This window comes from Thermodesulfovibrio sp. 3907-1M, assembly GCF_040450955.1.
GTDB classification, from domain to species: Bacteria; Nitrospirota; Thermodesulfovibrionia; order Thermodesulfovibrionales; family Thermodesulfovibrionaceae; genus Thermodesulfovibrio; species Thermodesulfovibrio autotrophicus.
This window is the reverse complement of record NZ_CP144373.1, coordinates 859,701-886,002: the sequence shown is the minus strand read 5'-3', so window position 1 is coordinate 886,002 and position 26,302 is coordinate 859,701. Positions and strand designations below refer to the sequence as shown.

Below are 26,302 nucleotides of genomic sequence, written 5' to 3'. Positions count from 1 at the left end.
TCAATGCTTTACCTCCGCAAAGTATTTTTTCCCCAAGATTCCTGTTGGTTTTATTACAAGAACCAAAACCATTATTGCCAGAGTAATAGCATTTTTATAACTTTCTCCAATAATGTAAGAACTCAATGTTTCCACAATTCCAAGGATGATTCCACCTAAAAGAGCTCCTTCAACTCTTCCAAGTCCGCCAAGAATACTTACAATAAAAGCTCTTAAAGTTAGAGCGCCTGCAACAGATGGAGAAAATGCCTGAGTTAATGAGAAAAGACTTCCAGCAACTCCTGCCAATCCTGAAGCAATTGCAAAGGTTATAGCAAAAATTTTTGCTGGGTTTATTCCCACCATCATTGCAGCATCAATATCAAGAGATGTGGCTTTAATTGCTTTTCCTGTCCATGTTTTATTGAGAAATAGACTTAAAAGTAATGTAATTAACACGCATATCGCAAATACACCCAATCTTATATACGGTATAACAATATTTCCCACTATTAAACTTTCTCCTGCATAGTCAGGAGTAACAGATCTGAAGTCTGCCGAGAAAAAAGTTGTCATAAAGTTTACAAGAAATATTTCTATGCCAAAGGTTAAAATGAGAAGCATAAAAATTTGAGCTTTTACAACCAGATTGAGTAAAAACCTTTGCAAAATGTATCCAAAGATAAAAAGAGGTATAAAACTGAATGGAAGACTTAAGAAAGGATCAAACCCATAATGCTGAAATAAAAATAAAGTAATATATGCTCCTAAAAGAGCTATTGCTCCGTGAGCAAGGTTAATTATATTTGTTACTCCCCAGACAAGAGAAAAACCAACACCAATAAGAGCATAAAAACCACCAAGAAGAATACCATTCAGAAGAATTTGTAATATTATCATATCCTCCCTCGTATAAATTTAGTAAAAAGCCCGGAATTACTCCGGGCTTTCAGGATTATCTCCATGCTGGCTTTGGATATACTGGTTTAGCTTCAGCAGCTGCCTCAGGATATACTGTTTTTTGTTGCCCTCTCAGTATCTGGATAACAGGCATTCCTTTACCAACAACTTTTCCTGTTGCATCAAATCTGATTTTTCCAAAGAGTGTTTCTTCATTAAAGCTGGCAAGGGCTTGTCTTATTCTGTTTATATCTGTGAAACTGCCAGCCTTTTCAATAGCTCTCTGGAATATAACTGCAGCAGCAGCACCACCAGCAGCATGATAATTTGGTTCCACGCCAAATTTTGCTTTAAAGGCTTTTACAAAATTTGCATTTGAACCAAAAACAGGATCCTTATATTTCAAGGTTGGAGTCCATTGAGCTGAACCAAAAATGTATTCAGCATCACCTTTAAGTGCTGTTATAAAATCTGGTAAAGTTGGACCAACTGAAAAGGCAATTGCCTTTGGATTTAATTTATAATCTTTACTTTGTTTAACTATTACAACAGTATCTTGGAAATGTCCACATCCTATTAGAATATCAGGATTTTTAGCTTTAATTTCCACAATAACTGTTGATAAATCCTGTGTTCCCTTTGGATAGTCCTTGTAATATACTACTTTATAACCATATTTCTGAGCTGAAGCATATGCACCTTGTGCAACCTGTGTGGAGAAAAGGTCGTTTGAATAAACAATTGCAACAGTATTTGGTTTAGGAGTTTTATTCCTTAGCATTTTTAAAGTATCATCCATGTATTCAGTGGCTACTGTATAAATTCCAAATAGATTTTTAAAGCCTCTTGTGTAAAGTTTGTCTGCAGCAGCACCTCCCTGAACCATTAAAGCTCCGTATTTCTCAGTAATCGCAGATGTTGAAAAAACTGATTCACTGCCGTATGGACCTAAAATGAGTTTGATGCCATCTTCGGTTATGAGTTTTTCCACAAGCTTTGCTGCTCTGTTTGGATCACTTTCGTCATCGTAATATTTAATATCAACCTTATAATACTTATTTCCTACTCGTATTCCTCCCTTTTTGTTTACAGTTTCTTTCCACAGTTCGTAACCGTTTTTTACAAGATTTCCTTCTTTTGCAAGTTTTCCTGTAAGAGACAGAGCTGCGCCAAATCTGATCACATCAGCAGAAAAAGCCTGAGCTACAAATAAAAAAATCAAGCTTAATACCAAAATCATTAAACCTGCTCGTTTCATTTTGCCCCTCCTTTTTTAAGTTTTAATGATGATATTAAAAATTTTTAAAAAATTTCAACATCTATCTCGCTAATCCAAGCTTTTTAGCCTTTTCTGCCACTGCATGGGATACTGCCTGAGCAACCTTTTTGTTAAATATGCTTGGAATTATGTAGTCTTCGTTCAACTCTTCATCTTTAATTATGTTTGCAATGGCACTGGCTGCTGCAAAAAATATTTCCTTTTCAACTCCCTTTGCACGGACTTCAAGTAACCCTTTGAATAATCCTGGAAAAGCAAGAACATTGTTAATCTGATTGGGATAGTCAGACCTTCCTGTTGCCATTATTCGGACAAGGGGCATTGCAAGCTCCGGTGCTATCTCAGGGTCTGGATTGGCAAGGGCAAATACTACTCTGTCCTTTGCCATTTTCTCAATGTCTTCAGGCTTTAAAATATTTGGTGCAGAAAGCCCAATAAATACATCAGCATCTTCAAGGGCATCACTGAGCTTACCTTTTATTTTTCTCGGATTAGTTTTCCTTGCAAGCTCCTCTTTATGGGGATCCATGTCCTCTGTTCTTCCTTCAAAGATAGTTCCTGCTCTATCACAAACAGTAATCTCTTTTACTCCGTAGTCAAGAAGCATATATGCAGTGGCAGTTCCCGCAGCACCTGCTCCAGCTATAACTACTTTAAAATTTCTAATGTCTCTCTTAAGAATTCTTCCCACATTTATCAATGCAGCTAAAACAACAATCGCAGTTCCATGCTGGTCATCATGAACTACTGGAATATCAAGCTCCTGCCTGAGTCTTCTCTCTACTTCAAAACATCTGGGTGCAGCAATGTCTTCAAGATTTATTCCACCGAAGGGAGTTGATATTTTTTTGATTATATCCACAAGCTCATCCACATTAGTTGTTCTTATTGCTATTGGAAAGGCATCTACACCGCCAAACTCCTTAAAAAGCATACATTTTCCTTCCATCACAGGCATTGCTGCATCAGGTCCTATATTTCCAAGTCCAAGCACTGCTGTTCCATCAGTAATTACTGCAACAGTGTTTCCTTTAATGGTGTACCTGTAAACATGCTCGGGATTTTTTTTAATATCAAGGCATACTCTGGCAACACCTGGAGTGTAGACTCTTGAGAGGTCCTCTCTACCTTTAACATTAATTTTATTATATGTTCCAATTTTACCACCTTCATGGACGAGAAATGTTTTGTCCATTACCCTGAGGATTTTAATTCCTTCAATGTGTTTGAGTGCCTTGATAATTTTCTTTTCATGCTCTTCATCTCTTGCATTCACTGTTATGTCTCTTATTATTTTTCCTTTTTCCACTTTTACAATATCAATTGAACCAAGATCTCCACCTGCTCCACTTATGGCTGAGGCAATTTTGGCAAACATTCCTATTCTATTTTCAATCTCAACACGGACCGTTATACTGTAACTTGGACTTGGTACATATCCCATTTTTCTCCTCCTATGCTTGACATTGTGCTATAAATTATACAAAATAAAATAATTTTTGCAAATAGGGAGGAGTATAGGTGGAAATTAACAGACACTACTTTGACACAGTTATTATTGGTTCAGGGCTTGCGGGTTGTCGTGCTGCCATTGAATGTATCAATCACGGAACAGTTGGAGTTTTAAGCAAACTTTATCCAACTCGTTCCCATTCAACAGCAGCACAGGGAGGAATTGGTGCTGCTCTTGGCAATGAAGAAGAGGACTCACCAGAATGGCATACCTATGATACTGTTAAGGGAAGCGATTTTTTAGGAGACCAGGATGCCATTGAAATTATGTGCTATGACGCCATTCCCACAATAATTGAGCTTGAACACATGGGTGTGCCTTTTTCCCGAACTCCTGAAGGCAAAATTGCCCAGAGAAGATTTGGGGGGCATACAAAGGAGTTTGGTAAAGCACCTGTTCGTAGAGCCTGTTATTCTGCTGACAGAACAGGTCATGCCGTGCTTTTTGCTCTCTATGAGCAGTGTCAGCTTAAAGGTGTAAGATTTTTTCAGGAGTTTGAGGTTCTTGATATTGTTATAGAAAACAATGCTGTTCAGGGAGTTATTGCAGTAAACATAAAGGACGGCTCAATTCATGTATTTGAATCCAAAGCAGTGATAATAGCCAGTGGTGGGTATGGGAAAATTTTTAAAGTTACCTCCAATGCCTATGCAAGCACAGGTGAATGTTTAAGCATGCTTTTCAGACAGGGACTTCCTCTTGAAGATATGGAGTTCTTTCAGTTCCATCCTACAGGACTTTACGGACTTGGAATATTGATCACTGAAGGAGCAAGAGGAGAAGGTGGAATTCTTATTAATGGTAAGGGTGAGAGATTTATGGAAAGGTATGCACCGACCATAAAAGACCTTGCACCCAGAGATATGGTATCCAGAGCAATTCTTACAGAGATAAGACAAGGAAGAGGTATTGATGGAAAAGACTATGTTTACCTTGACTTAAGACATGTGGACAAAAAAATTCTTGAAGAGAGGCTTCCAGAGATAACCACCTTCTGCAAAATCTACATGGGAATCGATCCTTCTGAGTCACCAATTCCTGTTGTTCCCACTGCTCATTATGCGATGGGTGGAATTCCAACAGATAATGATGGCAGAGTTTTAAGAGATGTGGATGGCTCAGTGGTTTACGGACTTTATGCTGCTGGTGAGTGTGCCTGTGTATCTGTTCACGGAGCAAACAGGCTTGGATGTAATTCCCTGCTTGATACTGTTGTATTTGGAAGAAGAGCAGGAAAAGCTGCTTCAGAAATTCTTAAATCAAACACAAGAGGCAGGGTCAGCAAAGAGAGAATTCAGGCAGTTTCAGACTGCATCAATATGCTTAAAAACTCAACTGGCAGGGAGACTGTTGCCTCTGTAAGAAAGGACCTTCAATCAGTCATGATGGATAAATGCTCAGTATTCAGAACTGAGGAAGGATTAAAAACAGTAATTGAAGAAATTCAGAAGTTAAAGGAGCGATATAAAGAGATATCCATTACTGATAAATCAAAGACTTTCAATACAGAGCTTCTTGAGGCAATAGAGCTCGGACACATGCTCACCCTCGCAGAAGTAATAGCCTGCAGTGCTTTACAGAGAACAGAAAGCAGAGGTGCACACTGTAGAGAGGATTATCCAAAAAGAGATGATGAAAACTGGCTCAAGCATACTTTTGCTTTTCAGACAGACAAAGGTATCACCTTCAAATTTAAACCTGTTAAAATTACAAGATTTAAACCGGAGGAGAGAAAATACTGATGGAAAAATATTACACCTTCAGAATTAAAAGATATTTACCCGATAAAAATCCTTCCCAAAGATGGGATGAGTTCAGAATTAAGCTTAATAGCATGGAAAGGGTATTAGATGGACTTATTAAGATTAAAGAGACAAGAGATGGAACTCTCACATTCAGAAAATCATGTGCTCACGGAGTATGTGGTTCCTGTGCAATGAAGATTAATGGTAAAAACAGGCTCGCCTGTCAGACGCTGGTAAAGGATCTGCCAGAACTTATAGTGATTGAGCCTTTGCCTTCCCTGCCTGTGATAAAGGATCTTGTGGTAGATATGACTCTGTTTTTTGAGAAAAATGACAGAGTTTTACCCTATTTGATAAATGACGAACCTCCACCTGAAAGGGAAAGGATTCAATCACCTGAAGACCAGCATAAAATTCTTGAGTCAATAACATGCATTATGTGCGGCAGTTGCACCACATCATGTCCTGTATTCTGGGCTGACAAAGAATATCTTGGACCAAGTGCGTTGCTTAAAGCATATAGATTTCTTTTTGATACCCGTGACAGAGCAACAGAGCAGAGACTTGAGAAAATCACAGGAGAACACGGAGTCTGGCGCTGTCATTCAATTTTTAACTGTGTGGAGGTATGTCCAAAGGAGATTGACATTACAAAGCACATTCTAAAATTAAAGCGAATGGCTGTTAAGAAAGGCTTTACAGGAGGTGAAAGATGAGATATAAATGGAATACAGGCTCAATTGCCTGGCTCGTTCATAGAGTTACAGGAATTATTCTTACACTTTACTTAATCGCTCATATTTATGTTTTGAGCCATTTAAAAGATCCAGTGGCATATGATAAATTAATGGCATTGATGAAAAATCCCATTATTAAGATTGGCGAATTAATTCTTTTCGCTATAGTTCTAAAACATGTTTTTGCAGGCATAAGAATCACACTTCTTGAGATAGGGGTATCAACGAAGTATCAAAAACAGATAGCTTATGCTGGAGCAGCAGTTGTAGCAGTTTTATGGTTTATTGGTGCTTTTTACTTTTTAAAGGAGGTGTTCTAATGTGGAGCTGGCTTTTACATAGAATAACAGGTGTGATTCTTGCTTTTGGGCTGGTTTATCATTTTTTTATGATGCACTTTATTCAACCTGAGGCATATTCCTATGAAGCAGTAATTCAAAGATTGAGTGAGCCGTCATGGAAGGTTTTTAATATTGTTTTTCTTCTGTCAGCTTTATATCACGGTTTTTATGGATTAGATGGGCTGGTTACAGAGTATGTAAAAAACAACTCATTGAAAAGATTCTTGAAAGTTATGGTATTTATTATTCCATTAGGACTTGCTTTCTTCGGGTTTAAAATTGTATTTTTATAAAAAATTGTGAGGTTTGAAATGCCTACAACTTTTATCTGGAAGGGTAGAACAGAAGAAGGACTTCCAGTAACAGGTGAAACTGAAGCTGAGAATGAAGGAGAATTGCTTTTAGCCTTAAGGAAAAAGGGAATAATTCCAAGGTATGTAAAAGAAAAGGAAGAGAAAAAATTTTTTGGTTTTGCAAGAGTCTCTCAGAAAGATATTCTGTTTTTTACCCGTCAGTTTGCAACTCTTTTTTCTTCAGGTGTGCCTGTCCTTCAGGCTTTTGATGCATTAATTGGTCAGATAAAGAATAAAAGCTTCAAAAAAGTTCTTATTCAATTAAGAAATGACATAGAAAAAGGCTCCTCCTTAGCTGATGCCATGAAAAAGCATCCAAGAGTATTCAGCTCACTTTTTGTAAATATGGTTAGAGCAGGAGAGGAAGGTGGAATGCTTGACAAGGTGCTACAGCGTATGGCTGATTATTTTGAAAAAATGATAAAGCTCCGTAGAAAAATTATTGGTGCCATGATCTATCCCAGTCTGGTAATAGCTGTAGCTGTTCTGGTTGTGGCAATTATCATGATATTTGTTATTCCAACATTTGCTAAATTGTTTGCTGAAATGGGAGTTGATCTTCCTCTTCCTACAAGAGTCACAATTGCTATGAGCAATTTCATGGCAAGGTCAGGAATTTTTATACTTTCAGGAGTTATTGGATTTTTCATATTTATAAAATTTTTGCGAAGGTCTGCTAAAGGTAAAAAAATAACAGATGCCATTTTTTTGAAGATTCCTCTTTTAGGAGTTATTTTGCTCAAAGCTTCTCTTTCAAGGTTTGCAAGAACACTTGGAACACTTCTTGGTAGTGGAGTCCCTATACTCAACAGCATGGAGATTGCAGCAAGAGCTTCAGGAAATAAAGTTATAGAGGATATTGTTATTGAAATGAGAGAGGATGTAACTGCTGGTAAATCTCTTACAGAGGTTTTAAAATCAAAACCTATAATTTTTCCGCCAATATTTGTTCAGATGGTAAGTGTTGGAGAGTCTACTGGTAAAACCGATGAGATGCTCAATAAAGTAGCAGATTTTTATGATGAAGAAGTTGACAATGCTGTTGCTAATCTTATGAGCATGCTTGAGCCTGCTTTAATAGTATTTCTTGGCGTTACAATAGGATTTATTGTCATATCCCTTTATCTACCAATATTTAAACTCGGTGAAGTTGCCGGTAGAGGAGGTTAAAAGCCTCAATAAGTCTTTCAATATCTCTGTCTGTGTGCCCCGCACTTATTGTGATTCTTATTCTTGGTAGTTTTACTGTTGGAGGTCTTATAACAGGTGCATAGATACCTAAATCATTAAAGATTTTTGAAGCCTCTGTTGCCTCATGTATGGTATTAAAGACAACTGGAATAATGGGCGTTTGCGTATCTGTTGTTTTTATATTAAGATTTTTCACAACTTCCATAACTTTCTCTGTATTTTGCCACAGTCTTTCAATAAGAGTTTTATCATCCATAATAATTTTTAAGGAAGCAAAGGCAGAGGCAATAATAGTTGCTGGAAGCGCAGTGGAAAAAATAAATCCTCTTGCTGAGTTTATAAACCATTCTATTAAACTACTTGCTCCACATACAAATGCACCAAAACAACCTATTGCTTTTGAAAGAGTTCCCATTTGCACTACGAAATTTTCCTTAGGAAGATTAAAATGTTTCCATGCACCATGTCCCTGTCCAAGAACACCTGTTCCATGAGCATCATCAATATAAAGAATTGCACCTTCAGATTTGCAGATTTCATAAAGCTCTTGAAGTGGTGCAATATCTCCATCCATACTGAAGACAGTGTCTGTTATTATAATTTTTTTGCCATTACATGAAGTTTCTTTTATCTTTTTGTATAAATCATTCATATCAGCATGTTTATAAATAATTTTTTTTGCTTTACTGAGCCTCACTCCGTCAATTATGCTTGCATGATTAAGTTCGTCACTGAAGATTATATCTTCTTCATCAGCCAGTGCTGGTATTAAAGAAGTATTTGCCGTATAACCAGAGTTGAGAACAATGGAGCTTTCAGTGCCTTTAAATTCACATAAAAGCTCTTCCAGTTTTTTATGCAAAATCGTGCCTCCACAAAGAAGCCTTGATGCCCCTCCAGCACAGCCAAAAATTTCAACTGCTTGCTTTGCTGCTTGTTTTACCAGTGGATGCTGACTCAGTCCAAGATAGTCATTGGATGAAAAGTTTATGTAGTTTTTCCCCTCAATTGTAATCTTCATCCCCTTCCTTGATTCCATATCTTTTATTGAGCGATAGAGATTTTCCTGTTTAAGTTTTTCAAGCTTTTTTTCAAAAATTTCAAAAATTTTTTCACTCATATAAATAACCTCTTGACAAAAATTTCACCTTAGTATAATATTGGTGGTAAATAGTGGTGCAAAGTGGAGTATGATATCTTTCATAGGAAAATATTACCATAATCTTGATCAAAAAGGAAGAGTTATTCTGCCAGCTCCTTTTAGAGAGGTTTTGGCAACAAAGTATGCTTCAGGCAAACTTTATCTTACAAATGCTCCATTTGATAAGGCTTTGCATCTTTATCCTCTTGAAGAATGGCTAAAGCTTGAAGAGAAAATAAGACAGCTTCCCAAATCAGATGAGGCTGTAATGTACTTTTTAAGGAGAGTTATAGCAGGAGCTATACCTTGTGAGCTTGATAAACAGGGGAGAATACTGATCCCCTACGAACACAGACAGGATGCTGGAATTAATTCAGAGGTTGTTATTGTTGGGCAGATTGACAGAATAGAAATATGGGATAAACCTACATGGGATAGCATCACTGATCCATCAAAGGTGGATATAAAGAGGATACAGGATGGCCTTGCCAGGTATGGATTATAAAATACATATTCCGGTAATGGTTAAAGAAGTAATGGAGCTTCTTAATCCAGTTTCTCATGGAACTTATGTGGATGCTACTGTAGGTTGTGCAGGACATTCACTGGAAATACTTAAAAGGCTTGACCATCAGGGAAGACTAATTGGCATTGACAGGGATGAATCAGCAATAGAGATCTCAAAAGAAGTTCTTAATGATTCAAGGGTGATTTTAAAAAAAGCAAAATTTTCTCAATTAAAGGAGGTTTTAAAGGAATTAAATATTGACAGTATTGATGGTATTATTTTTGACCTCGGAGTTTCAATGCTTCAGTTAAAGGATTTTTCAAGAGGATTCAGTTTTTATTCTAATGAAAATCTTGATATGAGAATGGATCAAACAGGTGCTTTAACAGCCTGGGATGTGGTAAACAAATATTCAGAAAAGGAGCTTGAAAGGATTTTTAAAGAATATGGTGATGAACCCTTTGCAAGAAGAATAGCAAGACAGATCGTGAGACAGAGAGTCAAAAAAACAATTGATACATGTAAAGAACTGGCAGATTTAATTGAAAGAGTTATTCCAAGACATGGAAGACTTCATCCCGCAACTCAGGTTTTTCAGGCAATAAGAATAGAAGTGAATAAAGAAATTGACGAATTAATAGAAGGACTTTCCCAGGCACTGGAATTATTAAAATCAGGTGGAAGGATATGCGTTATTTCCTACCATTCAGGTGAGGACAGGGTTGTAAAGAATTTTTTCAGAGAAAAACAACAGAATGGAATTGTCAGGGTTCTCACTAAGAAACCCATTTTACCATCTCTTGAAGAGGTTTCTCAAAATCCTTCATCAAGAAGTGCAAGACTCAGGGGAGGTGAAAAAGTATGAAATATTTTATCTCAATAGTTTTTATTCTTTTTGCAATTTTTGCCATTTTATGGGTAAGGTCAAATGTAATTTCTGTAGAGTACAGATTAAGCAGTCTTGAAGAGAAAAAAAAGGCTTTGTTAAGGGAGAACAAGAATTTAGTTGCTCAAAAGTCAAGCTTAACCTCCTTTGTAAGAATTAATAATGCTGAGGAGCATTTGCTGGTATTTCCAGACAGGAAGAAAGTTGTTTATATAGAAGGGAGTCCTGAAAATTTAGTAAAAACAATAAGTTTTAACAAAAAGAATTGAAAATGCAGAAAAGGCTTATTTTGCTGAAAATAATCCTTTTAATCTGTTTTGCTTCTGTTATTTTTCGTCTTGGTTTAATCATGTTTGTTGAACACAAGGCTTATTTTGCAAGAGCAGAAATTCAACAAATAAAAAAGGAAGAAATTATTCCGAAGAGAGGCAACATATATGACAGAATGGGCAGGGAACTGGCAATCTCTCTTGAAAAAGAGTCTCTGTTCATTGATCCTGCATCTTTAAAGTCAGTTCAGGCAGTTAATCTTTTAAAAAACTATGTTAAAGTTGATCCTGAGCAGATAGAAAGATTGTCAGAGAGAAACATAAGATTTTTATGGCTTCAGAGAAAAGTTGATTCAGCTCTGGCAGAAAAAGTGAAAGCTTTAAAGATTGAAGGAGTTGGTTCTGTCACAGAAGGAGCAAGATTTTATCCAAAGGGTTTTTTAGCTTCTCATGTGATTGGATTTGTGAATCTTGATGAACAGGGTATAGAAGGACTGGAAAGGCAGTATGATAAATATCTTAGAGCAGAAAAGGCTTTAAAAACAGTCTCAGTGGATGCTAAGGGGAAGAAGCTTTCTCAGGGAGATTTAAAGGATGTAAAGGGAAATGATGTTTTTGTAACAATTGATGAAGGGTTACAATACATTGTTGAAAAATACCTTGATGAAGCAGTAAAAAAATGGCAGGCTTCTTCTGCTACTGCAATAATGATGGATCCCTTTACAGGAGAGATTCTCGCTCTTGCAAACAGACCCACATATGATCCCAATAATTTAAAATCCATAAAAAATATTGGTATAATAAGAAATCGTGCAATAACAGATCTTTATGAGCCAGGCTCTACTTTTAAAATAGTTACCGCCACTGCGGCACTTGAAGAAGGCATTGTAAAGCCATATACTAAGTTTGATTGCTCTCAGGGATATATAGAAGTAGGGGGTAAAAAAGTAAAAGATGCTCATAGACATGGAGTTCTTACTTTTGAAGAGGTTATTCAGAAGTCTTCAAATGTGGGGACAATAAAGATAGCAATGATGCTTGGAAAGGAAAAACTTTATCAATACATAAAAAAATTTGGCTTTGGTGAAAAAACTGGAATAGACCTTCCTGGAGAGATATCAGGCTATATAAGAGCCACACAAAAATGGTCTGGCACATCAATAGGCGCGATTCCAATTGGACAGGAGGTAGGAGTTACAGCATTGCAAATACTTAGAGCTTACTCTGCGATTGCCAATGGAGGTTATCTTGTAAAGCCTTTTGTGGTCTCTGAAATTCGCTCTCCTGAAGGAAATATTTTATATAAAAGCGTTATTCAGAGGGAAAAGATAATTTCTGATAAAACAGCAAGGATAATGAGAGAAATCCTTAAAAAAGTTACAGAAGAAGGAGGAACTGCTACTCAAGCAAAGCTTGATGGAAATGATGTGGCAGGTAAAACAGGCACTGCTCAAAAATATGATCCAAAAACCCACAGATACTCAAAAGATAGATTTGTAAGCTCTTTTGTTGGATTTATTCCTGCTGATAATCCCCGTATTGCCATGATAGTTGTAATTCATGACCCAAAAGGTGCTCATTATGGAGGAGTTGTTGCAGCTCCGGTATTTAAAGCAATAGCTGATGAGGCACTGTCTTATCTGAATGTTCCAAGAGATGATGCCAGACAAAAAGGTCTTGTTGTTAACTTTGATAGTCAAACAAATAGAAAGGTTTCGGTGGCAAGACGATGATCTTAAAAGAGCTTTTAAGAGAGGATTTTGATGTTAAAGGAGATATAAACAGAGAGATTGCTTATATAAGCTATAATTCAAAAGATATACAAGAGTCAAGCCTTTTTGTAGCCATATCAGGAGAAAATACTGACGGACATCTTTTTGTTGAAGAGGCAATAAAAAAAGGTAGCGTTGCAGTTGTTTATGAAAAAGATCGTTTCACGCCTTATAACAGCTCTGTTACGTGGATAGGTGTTAATGATACGAGAGACGCTCTTGCATGGCTTAGTTCAAGATTTTATGGAGCAGGTGAAAAACTTAAAATTATCGGGATAACAGGGACAAATGGAAAAACAACCACATCGTATTTAATCAGACAGATACTGAAAAAATACGGTAAAAAAACAGGAGTTATAGGAACCATCAAATATCTAATTGATAACGAAGAAAAAGCAGCAATTCATACAACTCCAGAAGCTCCTGAATTTCATAGACTTCTCTATGAGATGCTTCAAAGAGGAGTGGAATATGTTATTTCAGAGGTTTCTTCCCATGCTCTTGCTTTAAAAAGAGTTGATTACACTCAGTTTGATGTGGCGGTCTTTACAAATCTTTCAAGAGACCATCTTGATTTTCATAAAGATATGGAAGATTACTTTCAGGCAAAAAAAAGACTTTTTACTGATTTACTTAAGAAAGAAGGTATTGCAGTAATAAACATTGACGATGAATATGGAAAAAGACTTGCCGAGCAGGTAAAAAGTGAAAAAATTCTATATTCTCTGCAAAATCCTGAGGCACACATTTATGTAAAAAATTATAGATTGAAGTTTAAAGAAACAGAGATTGTTTTTTCCCTTCAGAATGAAGAATTGTTTGTGAAAACACCTCTTTTAGGAGTTCCAAATATTTACAATGTTACATCTGCTGTGTCTGTTGCTTTTGGCTTAAACATACCACCTGATATTATTGTTTCTGCTCTCTTAGAGGCTAACTCCCCGGAGGGAAGATTTGAAAGAGTTGATGAAGGGCAGGACTTTCTTGTTTTTATTGATTATGCACACACACCTGATGCTCTTGAGAGATTGCTTCTAAGTGTAAAAAAATTGAAAGAGGATTTATCAAACGATGGCAGAATAATAACAGTCTTTGGTTGCGGTGGTAATCGTGATAGAGGTAAAAGACCCCAGATGGGAAGAATTGCTACAGAGTTAAGCGATATGGTTATTCTTACTTCTGATAATCCGAGATGGGAAGAACCAGGAGAAATAATTAAAGAAATTGAAGACGGTATCCTGAAGGATAACTATATTGTAGTTCCAGATAGAGCAGTAAGTTTATGGATTGCAACAAAAATATGCAAAAAAGGAGATATTTTAATTGTTGCCGGCAAGGGTCATGAAGACTATCAGGAAATAAAAGGGAAAAGATACCATTTCAGTGATAAAGAAGTTTTGATAAAGGCTTTGAAAGGAATGCATTAAGCCATGTTTACTCTTGAGGATTTAATAAAAGCCACACGAGGAAAATTAATTTCCTCAGGGATGCAGATATTCAGAGGAGCATCAATTGATACAAGAACAATTGCAGAGAATGATTTATTTTTTGCTTTAAAAGGCTCTAAAAGAGATGGTCATGATTTTTTAATTGAAGCATTACAAAAATCATATGGTGCTGTGATTTCTAAACAAGAAGACATAAATTTTCAAAATAAAACAGTAGTTCTGGTTGATGATACTCTAATAGCATTACAGAATCTGGCAAGATACTTAAGAAAAAAATTTAGAGGAAAAGTTATTGCAGTTGTTGGAAGTAATGGTAAAACTACAACAAAGGAATTAATTGCTGGTATGCTGTCAAAAAAATATAAGATTCTTAAGACAGAAGGAAATTTCAATAACAATATAGGAGTTCCTCTCTGCCTGAGTAAGATTGAGCACGATACGGAAATAATGGTTCTTGAGCTTGGCACAAACAGACATGGAGATATAAAGGAACTTTGTGAAATAGTTTATCCAGATTATGCAATGATTACCAATATTGGATATGAGCATATTGAAGGATTTGGCTCAATTGAAGGCGTAAGAGAGGGGGAGCTTGAGATACTTCCCTTTGTTAAAACAGTTTTTGCCAATGGCGATGATGAGTTTCTTATGGAAGGACTTAAGGATTTTAAAGGAAATATTCTGAGATTTGGTTTGAGCAATGAATGTGACTATAGGGCTGAAAACATTAAATTTTATGATGAGCATGTGGAGTTTGATTTTCATGCTGATGGAGTAAGTTTTCCAGTGAAATCCTCTTTAATGGGCATTCACAATGTTTACAACATAACAGGTGCCTTGGCTGTTGCCACTTTCTTTGGTGTCTCTAAGTGTATGCTGCAGCAAGCAGTAGAATCCTTTAGTCCTGTAGCCATGCGTGGAGAAATAATAAAAATCAATGGAATTGAAATATTTTTTGATGCTTATAACGCCAATCCTTCTTCAATGAAGGCAGCTTTACAGGAGCTTGCAAGAAGAAAAAAAACGAGAAAAGCTATTGCTGTGCTTGGAGACATGCTTGAACTTGGTGAGCTTACTCAACCAGCTCATGAGGAAGTTGGTAGATGGATTAAAGAGATGGGGATTGATTTTTTTGTTGGAGTTGGTAAGTTTATGAAAAATGCTTTAAGATATGTTGATGGAGAGGTTTTTGATGATGCTCAGCAGGCAGCTGTTTTTTTGAGAAAACAACTTAATGGTTCTGAAATTATTTTAATAAAAGGCTCAAGAGCTATGAAGATGGAGCAGATTCTTGACATTTTATTAGAGGGCAGAGATGCTTTATGAAATTCTCTACAGTTTAAGTGATCAGATCTCGGTATTTAATGTTTTCCGTTACATTACTTTCAGGACAATGCTTGCTATACTTACATCTTTCTTTTTTACATTCCTTATTGCTCCTTCGTGCATAAGATGGCTTAAAAATTTAAGTTTCACCCAGCATATTAGAGATGACGGACCAAAGACACACCTTAAAAAAGAAGGCACTCCTACAATGGGTGGAATAATAATAATTGCATCAGTTCTGATTTCAGTATTTTTATGGGGAAATTTAAGGAATCACTACATGTGGATAATGATTATATGTTTTTTGGGCTTTGGTTTGATAGGATTTATAGATGATTATTTGAAAATCACGAGAAAAAACTATAAAGGTTTACCTGGCAGGTATAAATTAAGCTTTCAGTTTTTACTTGCTCTGTCGGTAACTCTTTTTCTTTATTTCAATCCAAAAGACCCGTATACAACTGTTCTAAGTATTCCCTTTTTCAAGCAGTGGCTTATAGACCTTGGAATTTTTTATCTACCGTTTGCAATATTTGTAATTGTTGGGACTTCAAATGCTGTTAATCTTACAGATGGAATGGATGGTCTTGCTGCAGGTCTTGTTGGGATTGCTTCTATTGTGAATGCTGTTCTTCTTTACATATCAGGTCATGCAGTCTTTGCAAAATATCTTTATGTTCTTTATATACCCGGAAGTGGAGAACTGTCTGTTTTCTGCGGAGCAATGCTTGGAGCATGTCTTGGTTTTTTATGGTATAACTGTTATCCTGCAGAGGTTTTCATGGGAGATGTGGGTTCTCTGAGTCTTGGAGGAGCACTTGGAAGTCTTGCAGTTATAACAAAACATGAGATAGTCCTCGCTGTTGTTGGAGGAATATTTGTTGTAGAGGCATTATCAGTTATTATTCAGGTTGGCTATTTTAAATTAACCAATGGCAAAAGAATCTTTCGTATGGCACCACTTCATCATCATTTTGAATTGAAAAAATGGCCAGAGTCAAAGGTTATAGTAAGATTCTGGATAATAGGAATTATACTTGCTCTTTTAAGTCTTTTAACTTTGAAACTGAGGTGATGCAATGAGAAATAAGGCTAAAGGCTTAAGAATCAAGGCAGAACTAAAATTTTTCATCTTTATTGTCTGTTTATTTGTTTTGAATTCCTATGCTTTAGCTGCTGATATTGACGCACCTAGTGCAGTTGCAGTGGATGCTCAGACAGGGAAAATTCTTTACGGTAAAAATCCTCATATGAAACTTCCTCCAGCAAGCACAACAAAACTTGTAACAGTAATGGTTGCTCTTGAAAAACTTGATCCTGAGCAGAAGGTAATCATATCAAAAAAAGCAGCTAAAACTCCCAGTGTCTCACCAAGACTTCTGAATGGAGAAGTTTATACTGTTCGGGACCTTGTTTACCTTGCTTTAATGCGTTCTGTAAACTCTGCAGCAGTTGCTTTGGCAGAAGCCACAGCAGGAAGTGAGCAAAATTTTGTAAAACTCATGAATGAAAAGGTGCAGAAAATAGGAGCAAAAGATACAAGATTTATAAACGCCAGTGGATTACCTGGAAAAGGACAGTATACAACAGTTTATGACCTAACAAAAATTATGTCTCATGCGCTTTCTTATCCGCTGATAAAGGAAGCCATAAATACCAGGGTTTATTTAGTAAAATCTGGAAACGGTAAAGAACACTTCATTCAGAATACCAATCATTTATTATGGTTAGAAGATAACATGATAGGAGGCAAAACAGGATACACAAGAACTGCAAGGCATTGCTTTGTCAGTGCCAATAAAGTAAAAGGGAGAGTTGTTTATACGGCAATTCTTGGAGACAGCAACAGAGAAAAACTCTGGGAAGATACTCAACAACTAATAGCTCGGGCGGAAGATGTTCTTTCCGGTAAACAGGAGCCTGTTGTTAGGCTTTCAGAGGAAAAATCAATAATGCCTGTGTCCTACAAAAGTAATCAAAAATTAGCTAAAAAGACAACTAAGAAGAAAGTGAAGAAAACTTTTAATAAGAGGATAAAAAATGCAAAGAATAATAAAAGAACTATCTGAACTGAAAGATAAAAAAGTAGCAATTGTCGGGCTTGGCAAAAGTGGCTTAGCTGTAGCTCAACTGCTAAGCAGTCTTGGTGCAAGATTAATTATAAATGATAAAAAAAATGAAGACGAAATCTTAAAAGAGATAACGCAGATAAAAGAGAGTGTGGAAAGAATAACAGGAGGTGGGCATCCATCAGAAGCTCTTGAGGATGCTGAAGTCATAGTGGTAAGTCCAGGAGTTCCACTGAACACTCCTTCAATTGTTTCAGCGATCTATAAAGGTATTCCAGTTATTGGTGAGATAGAACTCAGCTGGCAGATTCTAAGTTTAATAAAACCAGAGATAAAGATAACAGGTGTTACAGGTTCTAATGGAAAATCTACGACTTCTACACTGGTTTATGAATTTTTGAAAAAAGATGGCAAAAAGACTTATCTGGCAGGAAACATTGGATATCCTATGGCAGAGGCTGTTTTGAAAGTTTTAAACAAAGAAATTGATATAGACTATCTTGTGCTTGAGCTTTCAAGTTTTCAGCTTGAAGGAATAAAAAGTTTTAAACCAGATTTTGCAGCAATACTTAACATTACACCTGATCATATGGATAGATATTCAGGTATGAAGGAATATATTGAAGCAAAGGCAAAAATTTTTCAGAATCAGGGCGGAGAGGACTATCTTATACTTAATATGGATGATAAAAATACAGTCTCTGCCATTGAACATTTAAGAAATGTTTATTTGAGAAAAGGTAGACTTCCACATGTTTTTTATTTCAGCAGATTTCAAAGCGTTTATGGAGCCTATTTAAAAAATAATGAAGTTCGGTTCAACCCAAGAGAAGAGATTCCAGAAAGCATCTTTTCAGAGATGGAAAATACAGTTCTTCCTGTAAGCAGATTTAAAATAAAAGGGGTTCACAACATTGAAAATATAATGGCAGCAGCATTACTTGCTCTTTGTGCTGGATGTAAAGGAGAAAGCATAAAAGAAGCTGTTAAAGAATTTTCAGGACTTCCTCACAGAATGGAGTATGTAAGAGAAATAGACGGAGTAGTCTATGTAAATGATTCAAAGGGAACCAATGTTGATGCAGTAGCAAAGTCCCTTGAAAGTTTCCCCGGAAATGTGATTTTAATTGCCGGAGGAAGAGACAAAGATGGAGATTTTTCCCAGTTAAGGGAGATTGTAAAAAATAAACTAAAGGCTTTAGTGCTTATTGGTGAGGCAAAGCAAAAAATAGCAGATGCTCTTGGAGATTTAGTGCCCTATTATTTTGAGGATGATATGAAATCTGCTGTATTGAAAGCAAAAGAAATTGCTAGTGTAGGAGATGTGGTGCTTCTTTCTCCTGGATGTGCAAGCTTTGATATGTTTATGAACTTTGAACATCGTGGAGAAGTATTCAAGGATATTGTGAACTCATTATGAAAAGAGGCTCTATTGATAAAACACTTATAGTTGTAGTGACTTTGCTTGTTGTAATCGGACTTGTTGCAGTTTACAGCTCTACTTCTGTTTTAGCCTCTGTTAAGGCAAAATACGCAAATAAGGGAGGAATGATTTATTTACAGAGGCAGTTTTTTACATTGATTGCAGGTTTTTTCTTTATGATTGTTTTTACTTTTTTATCACCAGAAAAATTAAGAAAACTGGTTTTCCCACTGCTTATTATTTCCTTTATAATGCTTGCAGCAGTTTTTACTCCTCTGGGAGTAACTGCAGGAGGCGCCAGAAGATGGCTCAGACTGTGGCCCAGTTCCTTTCAGCCTTCAGAGCTTGTAAAGCTTGCAATGGTCTTTTTTCTTGCATGGTATATGAGTAGAGATGGCTACAATAAAGAAAGTATCAAGCATTTTATAATTCCCTTAGGATTGATGGCTATTTTCCAGTTGATTTTTCTAAAGCAGCCTGATTTTGGTGCAGCAATGACGCTTGGAATAATTAGTTTTGTGATGCTTTTTATAGGAGGTGTAAGCTTAAGATTTTTGGGGGCTACTGTTTTGCTTGCCATTCCTGTTGTATTCTATCTTGCTAAGGAGCCTTACAGATGGAAAAGAATTACTTCCTTTCTTGATCCATGGGCTGACCCTCAGGGTAGCGGGTTTCAGCTTGTTCAGTCATTGATTGCTCTTGGAAGTGGAGGACTTACAGGACAGGGACTTGGAGAAGGAAAGCAGAAACTTGCTTTTTTACCTGAGATACATACAGATTTTATATTTGCTCACATTGGTGAAGAGATGGGATTTATTGGAGCAGCTACGGTGGTTGTTTTGTTTTTTTTGATATGTGTCAGAGGATTAAGCATTGCTATGAGACAGTCTGAACCTTTTTATTACTTTCTCGCATCAGGGATTACAACTATGATTTCTATTCAGGCATTGATAAACTTTGCTGTTGTAACAGGCATGGCACCAACAAAAGGTCTTCCACTGCCTTTTATCAGCTATGGGGGGTCTGCTTTGGTGGTTAATCTCATAGCTATTGGAATCTTACTTAATCTTTCAAGATTCAATTCAGCTAAAGGCTTGGTAGAGGTATTACCTCAGAGAAAAACAAAATTAAGAAAATACAACTACTGGAGAGGTAAAAGATTCTCATGAAAGTTATCATAGCTGGTGGTGGAACAGGAGGACATCTTTTCCCCGGAGTGGCTCTTGCAGAGACAATTCAAGAGAGACATCCAGAGGCTCAAATTATTTTTGTAGGAACTCAAAAGGGACTGGAAGCAAAGGTTATTCCTAAAACAAAATACGAGTTGAAATTTATATCTATTCAGGGGTTTGTTGGAAAGTCTGCAACACAGAAACTTAAGGCTGTCATTAGTCTTTTTAAATCAATCTCTGAATCAAAAGAGATTATAAGTTCCTTTTCACCTGATGTGGTGTTTGGAGTAGGAGGATATGCTTCCTTTCCTGTTGTTTTAATAGCGGCTTTAAAAAAAATTCCTTCAATTATTCTTGAACAGAATACTGTTCCAGGACTGGCAAATAAAATACTTGGAAGGGTTGCTTCAGCAATTGCTATAACCTATCCTGAAACCATTGATTATTTTCCGAAACAAAAAGTTTATCTCACAGGAACTCCAATAAGGAAGAAGATTCTTGAAGCTGATTCAGAAAAAGCAAAAAGGATTTTTAATATAGAAGAAGGAAAACTCACTATACTGGTTTTTGGAGGAAGTCTTGGCGCAAGAAAAATAAACAAAGCTATGACAGAAGCTCTTTCATATTTACTTCCATTGAAAGACAGAATCCAGATAATACATCAAACAGGTGAGTATGATTTAAACTGGGTTTCTACTGAATATAAAAATCTTTCATTTAAGGCAACTGTTTTGCCCTTTATATATGAGATGGCAGAGGCTTACAGTGTAGCAGATTTAGTAATTTCAAGGGCAGGAGCCTCCACTGTAGCAGAGATTACAGCCATTGGTAAAGCATCAATTTTGATTCCATATCCTTATGCTGCATACAATCATCAGGAGATGAATGCCAGAAGACTTCTCAGCCGTGGTGCCTGTGAACTTATTCTTGACAGGGATTTAAATGGAAAGAGCCTTGCAAAAAAGATCAACGAGATTTTAAATAATCCAGAAGTCATAAAAGAGATGCAGAGAGCAAGTCTTGCATTTGGGAAACCAAAAGCAGGAGAAAAAATTATAGAGATTGCTGAAACCCTGATAAGGAGGAGAAATGTATCAGTATAAAAGAATTCATTTCGTTGGTATTGGTGGAATTGGAATGAGCGGTATTGCTGAGGTTCTTCATAACCTGGGTTATACAGTAACAGGTTCTGACATAAAAGAGTCTGATACTGTTAAAAGATTAAGAAGTCTTGGAGTAAAAATATTCATTGGACACAGCAAAGAGAATCTTGATGAAACAGATGTGGTCGTATTTTCTTCAGCAGTAAAGCCTGATAATCCTGAAATTGTCAAAGCAAAGCAGCTTGGTATTCCTGTCATTCCAAGAGCTGAGATGCTTGCTGAACTCTGCAGACTGAAATATTCAATTTTAGTTGCCGGTGCTCATGGAAAGACAACAACTACTTCGTTAATTGCTACTGTTTTAACTGATGCAGGATTTGATCCAACAGTAGTTGTTGGTGGAAAGCTGAAGTCAATTGGCAGTAATGCAAAACTTGGCAAGGGTGAGTTTCTTGTGGCAGAGGCTGATGAAAGTGATGGAAGTTTTTTAAAGCTTACTCCGGCTATTTCTGTCATAACAAACATTGATAGAGAACATCTTGATTATTTTAAAAATCTCAGAAGAATTAAAAAGGCTTTTGTTGAGTTTGCAAATAAAGTTCCCTTTTACGGTCTTTCAATTCTTTGTGGAGAGTGCAGGCACATAAGGGATTTAATTCCTCATTTAACAAGAAGATATGTGACATATGGATTTGATGAGAGCTTTGATTTTTATGCAAAAAATATTGAGTATTCACCACCAAAGGTTTCCTTTAATGCTTTTTTCAGAGAGAAATCTCTTGGAAGATTTACTATTACTGTTTTAGGAAAGCATAATGTTTTGAATGCTCTGGCAACAATAGTTGTGGCAAAGGAACTTTCAGTGCCTCTGGAAAAAGTGAAAGAGTCTTTTGAGAGTTTTAAAGGAATTGGCAGAAGATTTGAGTTTAAAGGAGAAAAAAGAGGAATAAAATTTTATGACGACTACGGGCATCATCCAACAGAGATAAAGGCTGTGCTAAAAACTGCTTTATGGTTAAAACCTGATAGACTTTGCATAGTTTTTCAACCGCACAGATACACAAGAACAAGAGATTTAATGGAAGAGTTTATTAAGGTATTTAAAAGCACACTGCGAAAGACTGATGTTTTATTCCTTATGGATATATATCCTGCCAGTGAGCCTCCTATTGAAGGAGTGAGTGGTGAAATTTTATACGAAAAGCTAAAAGCTGCGCATGTTAATGTTAGATTCAATCCTGATAAAGAAAAAATTAAAGATGATATTTTGAAGGAGCTGAAAGAAGGAGATGTGGTTTTCACCATTGGAGCAGGAGATGTTTATAAAATTGGTGAAGCTCTGCTGGAAAGGCTATGAGAAATATTGAAATTTTCTGCAAAGAAAAGGGAATTATTTATAAAAAAAATGAGCCGCTCTCTGAGTATACCACTTTGAGAGTTGGAGGACAGGCTGATTTAATAGTATTTTCAGAGGAAGACAGTATTGTGGAATTGATTGAAGTAATAAAAAACGAGGGATTAGCCTATTATGTTATAGGAGGAGGTAGTAACTTACTCGTAAGTGATAGTGGATTTAGAGGAGTGGTAATCAATACAAAAAGAATGAACAGAATAGATATTGAAGAATTTAAAATCAGGGCTTCAGCTGGAGTAAAGCTTCAAAGGCTTGCTGCCTTTGTTTTGAAAAGAAGTCTTTCAGGTATGGAAGGACTTGTTGGTATCCCAGGAACAGTCGGAGGTGCTGTGAAAGGCAATGCAGGCTCTTTTGGATATGAAATAAAGGACAGCCTTGAGGAAGTGGAAGTTATTACTGATGACCTTGAGATAAAGGTTTTAAAAAAGCAGAATATGAATTTTAAATACAGAAGTTCAGGACTGCCTGAATCATGGATTATTAAATCTGCCAGATTTAACTTAAAAAGTGGTGAGCCTTTTCAAAAAATGAAGGAGTTTCTTAAGAAAAAAATGGAAACACAACCTTTAAAAGAGAGGTCTGCGGGTTGTGTATTTAAGAATCCTGAAGGACACTCAGCAGGTGCTTTAATAGATAAAGCAGGATTAAAGGGAATGAGAATTGGAGATATAGTTGTAAGTTCTGTTCATGCTAACTACTTTATAAATGCTGGCAGTGGTAAAGCAAGTGATTTTCTGAGATTAATGGATATTGTTAGAGAAAAAGTATTCAAGCTTTTTTCTATTGAATTAGAACCTGAGATAAAAATTTTAGGGGGGATTTTATGAGAGTTGGTGTAATAGCTGGAGGAATATCATCGGAAAGAGAGGTATCTCTTAGAAGTGGACAGGCAGTTTTTAATGCTTTAAGGGAACTCGGATTTAATGCGATTTTTATAGATGCAGGCAGTGACCTATGTGAGAAAATAAAACAGGAAAAAATTGAGGTGGCCTTTCTGGTCCTTCATGGTGGATGGGGAGAAAATGGCGGAGTTCAGGGAATGCTTGAAGTTATGGGGATTCCGTATACTGGTTCAGGAGTTCTTGCATCAGCTCTGGCAATGGACAAAGAAGCAACAAAGAAAGTATTTCTATATCATGGCATCCCTGTTCCTCCATTCAAAACAGTTTATAAAATTGATTATCTTTCTTCAGCCTTCAGCCTTCAGCCTCTCAGTTTTCCTCTTGTTGTAAAACCTGCACACGAAGGCTCTTCAGTAGGAGTAAATATTGTCCGAAGCGAAAAAGAGCTTGATGAAGCTCTTAAAGAAGCCTTTCAATATGGAAACAGGGCAATTTTAGAAAAATACATTGAAGGTAAAGAAGTTCACATTGGTGTTCTTGGAAACAAAGCTCTTGGAGGAGTTGAGGTAAGACCTAAAAAGGGCTTTTACAGCTACGAAGCAAAATATACAAAGGGACTCACTGATTATATACTTCCTCCAGAGATAGATGCTTCTCTTTATGAAAAACTTAAAGAGCTTGCACTGAAAGCTCATCAGGCATTGGGCTGTAAGGGTGCTACAAGAGTTGACATGCTCGTTGATAAGGAAAATAATGTTTATGTTCTTGAAGTAAATACAATCCCTGGAATGACAGAGACTTCACTTTTACCCAAAATAGCGTCTCTTGCAGGTTATGATTTTAAAAGTCTTGTTAAAGAAATCCTTGAGCTTGCACTGAAAGATGAAGAATAAGAAGTGGATAATTCTCGTGGGAGTTTTTTTCGTTTTAATGGTAGCATTTTTATATTCTGAAGGACTTACTGTAAAGCGTATTGTAATTATTGGCAACAAACATCTTAATGAAAAAGAAATCAAATCAATCATAGGCATAAAAGAGGGAAGTTCTGTGATTTATCCATCATCTAAGAGCTTATACGAAAGACTAAAAAAAACGCCGTGGATAAAAGATGCGATAGTAAGGAAAGATTTAAATGGCACAATAACTATTTATATAAAAGAATCCAGTCCAGTTGCTGTTGCCATTTTTAATGAAAAAGCCTATTTAATTGATTATGAAGCTCAGGTTCTTGAGGATTTTACGCAAGAGATTCAGGCATCACAGAATCCTAAGCCTTTGTTACTGCCAGTTATAAAAAATATTGATCCCTTTAAAAACAGGGAGACTATTGAAGAAGCTGTGAAGTTACTGAATTTTATTAACAATAAGGGCTTTATAAAACCTGAAGATGAAGTAACCATAACAGGCAATAATCCAGATACTCTTACTCTTTACATAAATGATTTTCCAATTATTGTAGGTAAGGGAGACTTTGAGATAAAGTTTGCCAAGTATCTCATTGTTAATGCTGAAATTCAAAAAAGAGGGTTACAGGTGCAATACGTTGATTTAAGGTTTCCTGATAGAGTAATAGTAAAGCCAGTTCAGTAGGATTTGAAGAATGAGTGAGATTGCAGTAATAGATATTGGAACGACAAAAATAGCTTTTGCTTCAGCAAAAATTGAGAATGCAAAGCTAAAGATCAATTTTCTGAGAAGTTATTCTTCTGCTGGTTTAAAGAAAGGTAAAATAGTGGACATGGAAGCAATGAGTACTTCTATTAAAAGGGCTTTACAGGATATAGAAACCACTACAGGATTAAAGGTGAAAAAAGCTTATGTCTGTGTCTCAGGAAATGATATCAAAGGTATGTATAGTAATGCAGCAGTCAGGGTAAGAAAAAAAGAAGTGACAGAGCAAGATATTGATTTAGCTATTGAAGCAGCAACTGCTATGAGAATCCCTTCTGACAGACAGGCAGTTCATATTTTGCCTGTTGAGTTTATTGTAGATGGAGTAAATGGGATAAAAGACCCAGTTGGCATGAAGGCATTGAGGCTTGAAGCAAGGGTTTATATTATAACTGCTTCATCATCTCACATTCAGAATATTGTTACTTGCTGTAATAAAGCAGGAGTTGAAGTTGAAGAGATAGTGTTACAGAGTATAGCATCCTCTGAAGCTACTCTTACAGAACATGACAGAGAAATAGGAACTGTGGTTGTTGATATTGGTGGAGGAAGTACTGACATTGCTGTGTTTCAAGATGGCTATTTAAAGCATGTTGCAACATACGGTATCGGAGGTAATCACATTACAAATGATCTGGCAATAGGCTTAAAAATACCATTTAGAGAAGCAGAGAGAATAAAAACCCAGTTTGCAGTTGCGATGCCTGATGTAAGTTTTGGTACCTTGAAATTCAAAGAGAATGAGAAGGAGATAGAAATTGTTGGGCTGGATAAGCATTCTATAAAAATTCCTCTGAATGTAATAAAAGAAATAGTTTACGCAAGATGTGAGGAAATCCTTGAAATCATTAAAAAGGAGATTGATTCAATTCCTCTTGATTCAATATCTTCAGCAGTATTTACAGGTGGAACCTCTCTTTTGCAGGGTTTTATTTCTCTGGCTGAAGGATTTCTATCAATTCCTGCAAGAATAGGTAAACCTGATGCAGGACTCATGGAAATGGCTTATGAACTTGGTTTAGATGAGACTCCTTTTAATGAAGAAGAAATAGAAGGAATTTATCACCCTGAGTTTTCTTCAACCATAGGCAGTTTTATTTATGCAATAAAAACAAGAGATTTTAATGATTCAACTTCAGGCTTTGAAAGGGTATTTAATAGAATTGCAATGTGGTTTGAAAAAGGATTGAAAAAATTTATATAAAATCAAAGAAGGAGGG

The 26,302-nt window shown here is 36.3% G+C and carries 25 protein-coding genes; 21 read left to right on the top strand and 4 right to left on the bottom strand.

From position 1 onward, the window contains the following. From V4D30_RS04590 to V4D30_RS04580, 3 genes are all read right to left on the bottom strand, one after another. Positions 1-879, bottom strand: a complete 879-nt coding sequence (locus V4D30_RS04590) for a branched-chain amino acid ABC transporter permease (protein ID WP_353685072.1) — start codon at positions 877-879, stop codon at positions 1-3. Between the two features lie 55 nt (positions 880-934). Beyond that, the gene (locus V4D30_RS04585; RefSeq protein WP_353685071.1) at positions 935-2,137 is read right to left on the bottom strand and encodes an amino acid ABC transporter substrate-binding protein; all 1,203 of its coding nucleotides are present in this window, start codon (positions 2,135-2,137) and stop codon (positions 935-937) included. A 61-nt stretch (positions 2,138-2,198) separates the two neighbouring features. After that, on the bottom strand, positions 2,199-3,602 hold the full coding sequence (locus V4D30_RS04580; RefSeq protein WP_353685070.1) for an NAD-dependent malic enzyme: 1,404 nt from the start codon (positions 3,600-3,602) through the stop codon (positions 2,199-2,201). 77 nt (positions 3,603-3,679) lie between these two features. Here V4D30_RS04580 and sdhA point away from each other — a divergent pair, with 77 nt between their 5' ends. The 5 genes from sdhA to V4D30_RS04555 are packed head-to-tail and all read left to right on the top strand — an operon-like array spanning position 3,680 to position 8,017. Beyond that, entirely contained in the window at positions 3,680-5,413 is a 1,734-nt protein-coding gene (gene sdhA / locus V4D30_RS04575; RefSeq protein ID WP_353685069.1) for a succinate dehydrogenase flavoprotein subunit, read from the top strand. Further along, positions 5,413-6,132: a succinate dehydrogenase iron-sulfur subunit gene (locus tag V4D30_RS04570; RefSeq protein ID WP_353685068.1), complete on the top strand. Its 720-nt coding sequence runs from the start codon at positions 5,413-5,415 to the stop codon at positions 6,130-6,132. The genes sdhA and V4D30_RS04570 overlap by 1 nt, the downstream gene beginning before the upstream one ends. Further along, entirely contained in the window at positions 6,129-6,473 is a 345-nt protein-coding gene (gene sdhC, locus V4D30_RS04565) for a succinate dehydrogenase, cytochrome b556 subunit (protein ID WP_353685067.1), read from the top strand. The genes V4D30_RS04570 and sdhC overlap by 4 nt, the downstream gene beginning before the upstream one ends. Next, positions 6,473-6,787 (top strand): succinate dehydrogenase, hydrophobic membrane anchor protein, encoded by a 315-nt coding sequence (gene sdhD, locus V4D30_RS04560; RefSeq protein ID WP_353685066.1) that lies wholly within the window; start codon positions 6,473-6,475, stop codon positions 6,785-6,787. Before sdhC ends, sdhD begins: the two co-directional genes overlap by 1 nt. 18 nt (positions 6,788-6,805) lie before the next feature. Beyond that, entirely contained in the window at positions 6,806-8,017 is a 1,212-nt protein-coding gene (locus V4D30_RS04555) for a type II secretion system F family protein (protein ID WP_353685065.1), read from the top strand. Here V4D30_RS04555 and bioF read toward each other — a convergent pair. Continuing rightward, positions 7,983-9,158, bottom strand: coding sequence for an 8-amino-7-oxononanoate synthase (gene bioF, locus V4D30_RS04550; RefSeq protein WP_353685064.1), 1,176 nt, complete (start codon positions 9,156-9,158; stop codon positions 7,983-7,985). The genes V4D30_RS04555 and bioF overlap by 35 nt on opposite strands. A 43-nt stretch (positions 9,159-9,201) precedes the next feature. On the opposite strand from bioF, the gene mraZ reads away from it, so the two are divergent. From mraZ to ftsA, 16 genes are read left to right on the top strand one after another with little or no spacing between them, the layout of a single operon-like run. After that, positions 9,202-9,684: a division/cell wall cluster transcriptional repressor MraZ gene (mraZ, locus tag V4D30_RS04545; RefSeq protein WP_353685063.1), complete on the top strand. Its 483-nt coding sequence runs from the start codon at positions 9,202-9,204 to the stop codon at positions 9,682-9,684. Further along, positions 9,674-10,552, top strand: a complete 879-nt coding sequence (gene rsmH / locus V4D30_RS04540) for a 16S rRNA (cytosine(1402)-N(4))-methyltransferase RsmH (RefSeq protein WP_353685062.1) — start codon at positions 9,674-9,676, stop codon at positions 10,550-10,552. The genes mraZ and rsmH overlap by 11 nt, the downstream gene beginning before the upstream one ends. Beyond that, entirely contained in the window at positions 10,549-10,842 is a 294-nt protein-coding gene (locus V4D30_RS04535) for a hypothetical protein (protein WP_353685061.1), read from the top strand. Before rsmH ends, V4D30_RS04535 begins: the two co-directional genes overlap by 4 nt. 2 nt (positions 10,843-10,844) lie before the next feature. Then, positions 10,845-12,575: a penicillin-binding protein 2 gene (locus V4D30_RS04530; RefSeq protein WP_353685060.1), complete on the top strand. Its 1,731-nt coding sequence runs from the start codon at positions 10,845-10,847 to the stop codon at positions 12,573-12,575. After that, positions 12,572-14,041 (top strand): UDP-N-acetylmuramoyl-L-alanyl-D-glutamate--2,6-diaminopimelate ligase, encoded by a 1,470-nt coding sequence (locus V4D30_RS04525; RefSeq protein WP_353685059.1) that lies wholly within the window; start codon positions 12,572-12,574, stop codon positions 14,039-14,041. Before V4D30_RS04530 ends, V4D30_RS04525 begins: the two co-directional genes overlap by 4 nt. Before the next feature lie 3 nt (positions 14,042-14,044). Beyond that, entirely contained in the window at positions 14,045-15,388 is a 1,344-nt protein-coding gene (murF, locus tag V4D30_RS04520; protein ID WP_353685058.1) for a UDP-N-acetylmuramoyl-tripeptide--D-alanyl-D-alanine ligase, read from the top strand. Continuing rightward, positions 15,378-16,463 (top strand): phospho-N-acetylmuramoyl-pentapeptide-transferase, encoded by a 1,086-nt coding sequence (mraY, locus tag V4D30_RS04515; protein WP_353685057.1) that lies wholly within the window; start codon positions 15,378-15,380, stop codon positions 16,461-16,463. Before murF ends, mraY begins: the two co-directional genes overlap by 11 nt. A gap of 4 nt (positions 16,464-16,467) precedes the next feature. After that, entirely contained in the window at positions 16,468-17,457 is a 990-nt protein-coding gene (locus tag V4D30_RS04510) for a D-alanyl-D-alanine carboxypeptidase family protein (RefSeq protein ID WP_353685056.1), read from the top strand. Continuing rightward, a complete protein-coding gene (gene murD, locus V4D30_RS04505; RefSeq protein WP_353685055.1) occupies positions 17,429-18,877 on the top strand; it encodes a UDP-N-acetylmuramoyl-L-alanine--D-glutamate ligase in 1,449 nt (482 codons plus the stop codon). The genes V4D30_RS04510 and murD overlap by 29 nt, the downstream gene beginning before the upstream one ends. Continuing rightward, a complete protein-coding gene (ftsW, locus tag V4D30_RS04500) occupies positions 18,874-20,049 on the top strand; it encodes a putative lipid II flippase FtsW (RefSeq protein ID WP_353685054.1) in 1,176 nt (391 codons plus the stop codon). Before murD ends, ftsW begins: the two co-directional genes overlap by 4 nt. Continuing rightward, positions 20,046-21,155 carry an undecaprenyldiphospho-muramoylpentapeptide beta-N-acetylglucosaminyltransferase gene (murG, locus tag V4D30_RS04495; protein WP_353685053.1) on the top strand — a complete coding sequence of 370 codons (1,110 nt, stop codon included), beginning with the start codon at positions 20,046-20,048 and terminating at the stop codon, positions 21,153-21,155. The genes ftsW and murG overlap by 4 nt, the downstream gene beginning before the upstream one ends. Then, positions 21,142-22,512: a UDP-N-acetylmuramate--L-alanine ligase gene (gene murC / locus V4D30_RS04490; protein WP_353685052.1), complete on the top strand. Its 1,371-nt coding sequence runs from the start codon at positions 21,142-21,144 to the stop codon at positions 22,510-22,512. The genes murG and murC overlap by 14 nt, the downstream gene beginning before the upstream one ends. Further along, on the top strand, positions 22,509-23,396 hold the full coding sequence (murB, locus tag V4D30_RS04485) for a UDP-N-acetylmuramate dehydrogenase (protein WP_353685051.1): 888 nt from the start codon (positions 22,509-22,511) through the stop codon (positions 23,394-23,396). The genes murC and murB overlap by 4 nt, the downstream gene beginning before the upstream one ends. Next, positions 23,393-24,304, top strand: coding sequence for a D-alanine--D-alanine ligase (locus V4D30_RS04480; protein WP_353685050.1), 912 nt, complete (start codon positions 23,393-23,395; stop codon positions 24,302-24,304). The genes murB and V4D30_RS04480 overlap by 4 nt, the downstream gene beginning before the upstream one ends. Then, on the top strand, positions 24,294-25,001 hold the full coding sequence (locus V4D30_RS04475; RefSeq protein WP_353685049.1) for an FtsQ-type POTRA domain-containing protein: 708 nt from the start codon (positions 24,294-24,296) through the stop codon (positions 24,999-25,001). Before V4D30_RS04480 ends, V4D30_RS04475 begins: the two co-directional genes overlap by 11 nt. 10 nt (positions 25,002-25,011) lie before the next feature. Next, a complete protein-coding gene (gene ftsA / locus V4D30_RS04470; protein WP_353685048.1) occupies positions 25,012-26,286 on the top strand; it encodes a cell division protein FtsA in 1,275 nt (424 codons plus the stop codon). The last annotated feature ends 16 nt before the right edge of the window (positions 26,287-26,302 follow it).

Excerpts from the sequence above, each read along its gene's own strand:
- ftsA (WP_353685048.1), top strand. The coding sequence starts at position 25,012 with ATGAGTGAGATTGCAGTAATAGATATTGGAACGACAAAAATAGCTTTT.
- bioF (WP_353685064.1), bottom strand. The coding sequence starts at position 9,158 with ATGAGTGAAAAAATTTTTGAAATTTTTGAAAAAAAGCTTGAAAAACTT.
- V4D30_RS04530 (WP_353685060.1), top strand. The coding sequence starts at position 10,845 with ATGCAGAAAAGGCTTATTTTGCTGAAAATAATCCTTTTAATCTGTTTT.
- sdhC (WP_353685067.1), top strand. The coding sequence starts at position 6,129 with ATGAGATATAAATGGAATACAGGCTCAATTGCCTGGCTCGTTCATAGA.
- sdhD (WP_353685066.1), top strand. The coding sequence starts at position 6,473 with ATGTGGAGCTGGCTTTTACATAGAATAACAGGTGTGATTCTTGCTTTT.
- murD (WP_353685055.1), top strand. The coding sequence starts at position 17,429 with ATGCAAAGAATAATAAAAGAACTATCTGAACTGAAAGATAAAAAAGTA.
- murG (WP_353685053.1), top strand. The coding sequence starts at position 20,046 with ATGAAAGTTATCATAGCTGGTGGTGGAACAGGAGGACATCTTTTCCCC.
- murC (WP_353685052.1), top strand. The coding sequence starts at position 21,142 with ATGTATCAGTATAAAAGAATTCATTTCGTTGGTATTGGTGGAATTGGA.
- murF (WP_353685058.1), top strand. The coding sequence starts at position 14,045 with ATGTTTACTCTTGAGGATTTAATAAAAGCCACACGAGGAAAATTAATT.
- V4D30_RS04510 (WP_353685056.1), top strand. The coding sequence starts at position 16,468 with ATGAGAAATAAGGCTAAAGGCTTAAGAATCAAGGCAGAACTAAAATTT.
- V4D30_RS04555 (WP_353685065.1), top strand. The coding sequence starts at position 6,806 with ATGCCTACAACTTTTATCTGGAAGGGTAGAACAGAAGAAGGACTTCCA.
- V4D30_RS04535 (WP_353685061.1), top strand. The coding sequence starts at position 10,549 with ATGAAATATTTTATCTCAATAGTTTTTATTCTTTTTGCAATTTTTGCC.
- V4D30_RS04475 (WP_353685049.1), top strand. The coding sequence starts at position 24,294 with ATGAAGAATAAGAAGTGGATAATTCTCGTGGGAGTTTTTTTCGTTTTA.
- V4D30_RS04480 (WP_353685050.1), top strand. The coding sequence starts at position 23,393 with ATGAGAGTTGGTGTAATAGCTGGAGGAATATCATCGGAAAGAGAGGTA.
- ftsW (WP_353685054.1), top strand. The coding sequence starts at position 18,874 with ATGAAAAGAGGCTCTATTGATAAAACACTTATAGTTGTAGTGACTTTG.
- V4D30_RS04525 (WP_353685059.1), top strand. The coding sequence starts at position 12,572 with ATGATCTTAAAAGAGCTTTTAAGAGAGGATTTTGATGTTAAAGGAGAT.
- rsmH (WP_353685062.1), top strand. The coding sequence starts at position 9,674 with ATGGATTATAAAATACATATTCCGGTAATGGTTAAAGAAGTAATGGAG.
- V4D30_RS04590 (WP_353685072.1), bottom strand. The coding sequence starts at position 879 with ATGATAATATTACAAATTCTTCTGAATGGTATTCTTCTTGGTGGTTTT.
- V4D30_RS04570 (WP_353685068.1), top strand. The coding sequence starts at position 5,413 with ATGGAAAAATATTACACCTTCAGAATTAAAAGATATTTACCCGATAAA.
- V4D30_RS04580 (WP_353685070.1), bottom strand. The coding sequence starts at position 3,602 with ATGGGATATGTACCAAGTCCAAGTTACAGTATAACGGTCCGTGTTGAG.
- V4D30_RS04585 (WP_353685071.1), bottom strand. The coding sequence starts at position 2,137 with ATGAAACGAGCAGGTTTAATGATTTTGGTATTAAGCTTGATTTTTTTA.
- murB (WP_353685051.1), top strand. The coding sequence starts at position 22,509 with ATGAGAAATATTGAAATTTTCTGCAAAGAAAAGGGAATTATTTATAAA.
- mraY (WP_353685057.1), top strand. The coding sequence starts at position 15,378 with ATGCTTTATGAAATTCTCTACAGTTTAAGTGATCAGATCTCGGTATTT.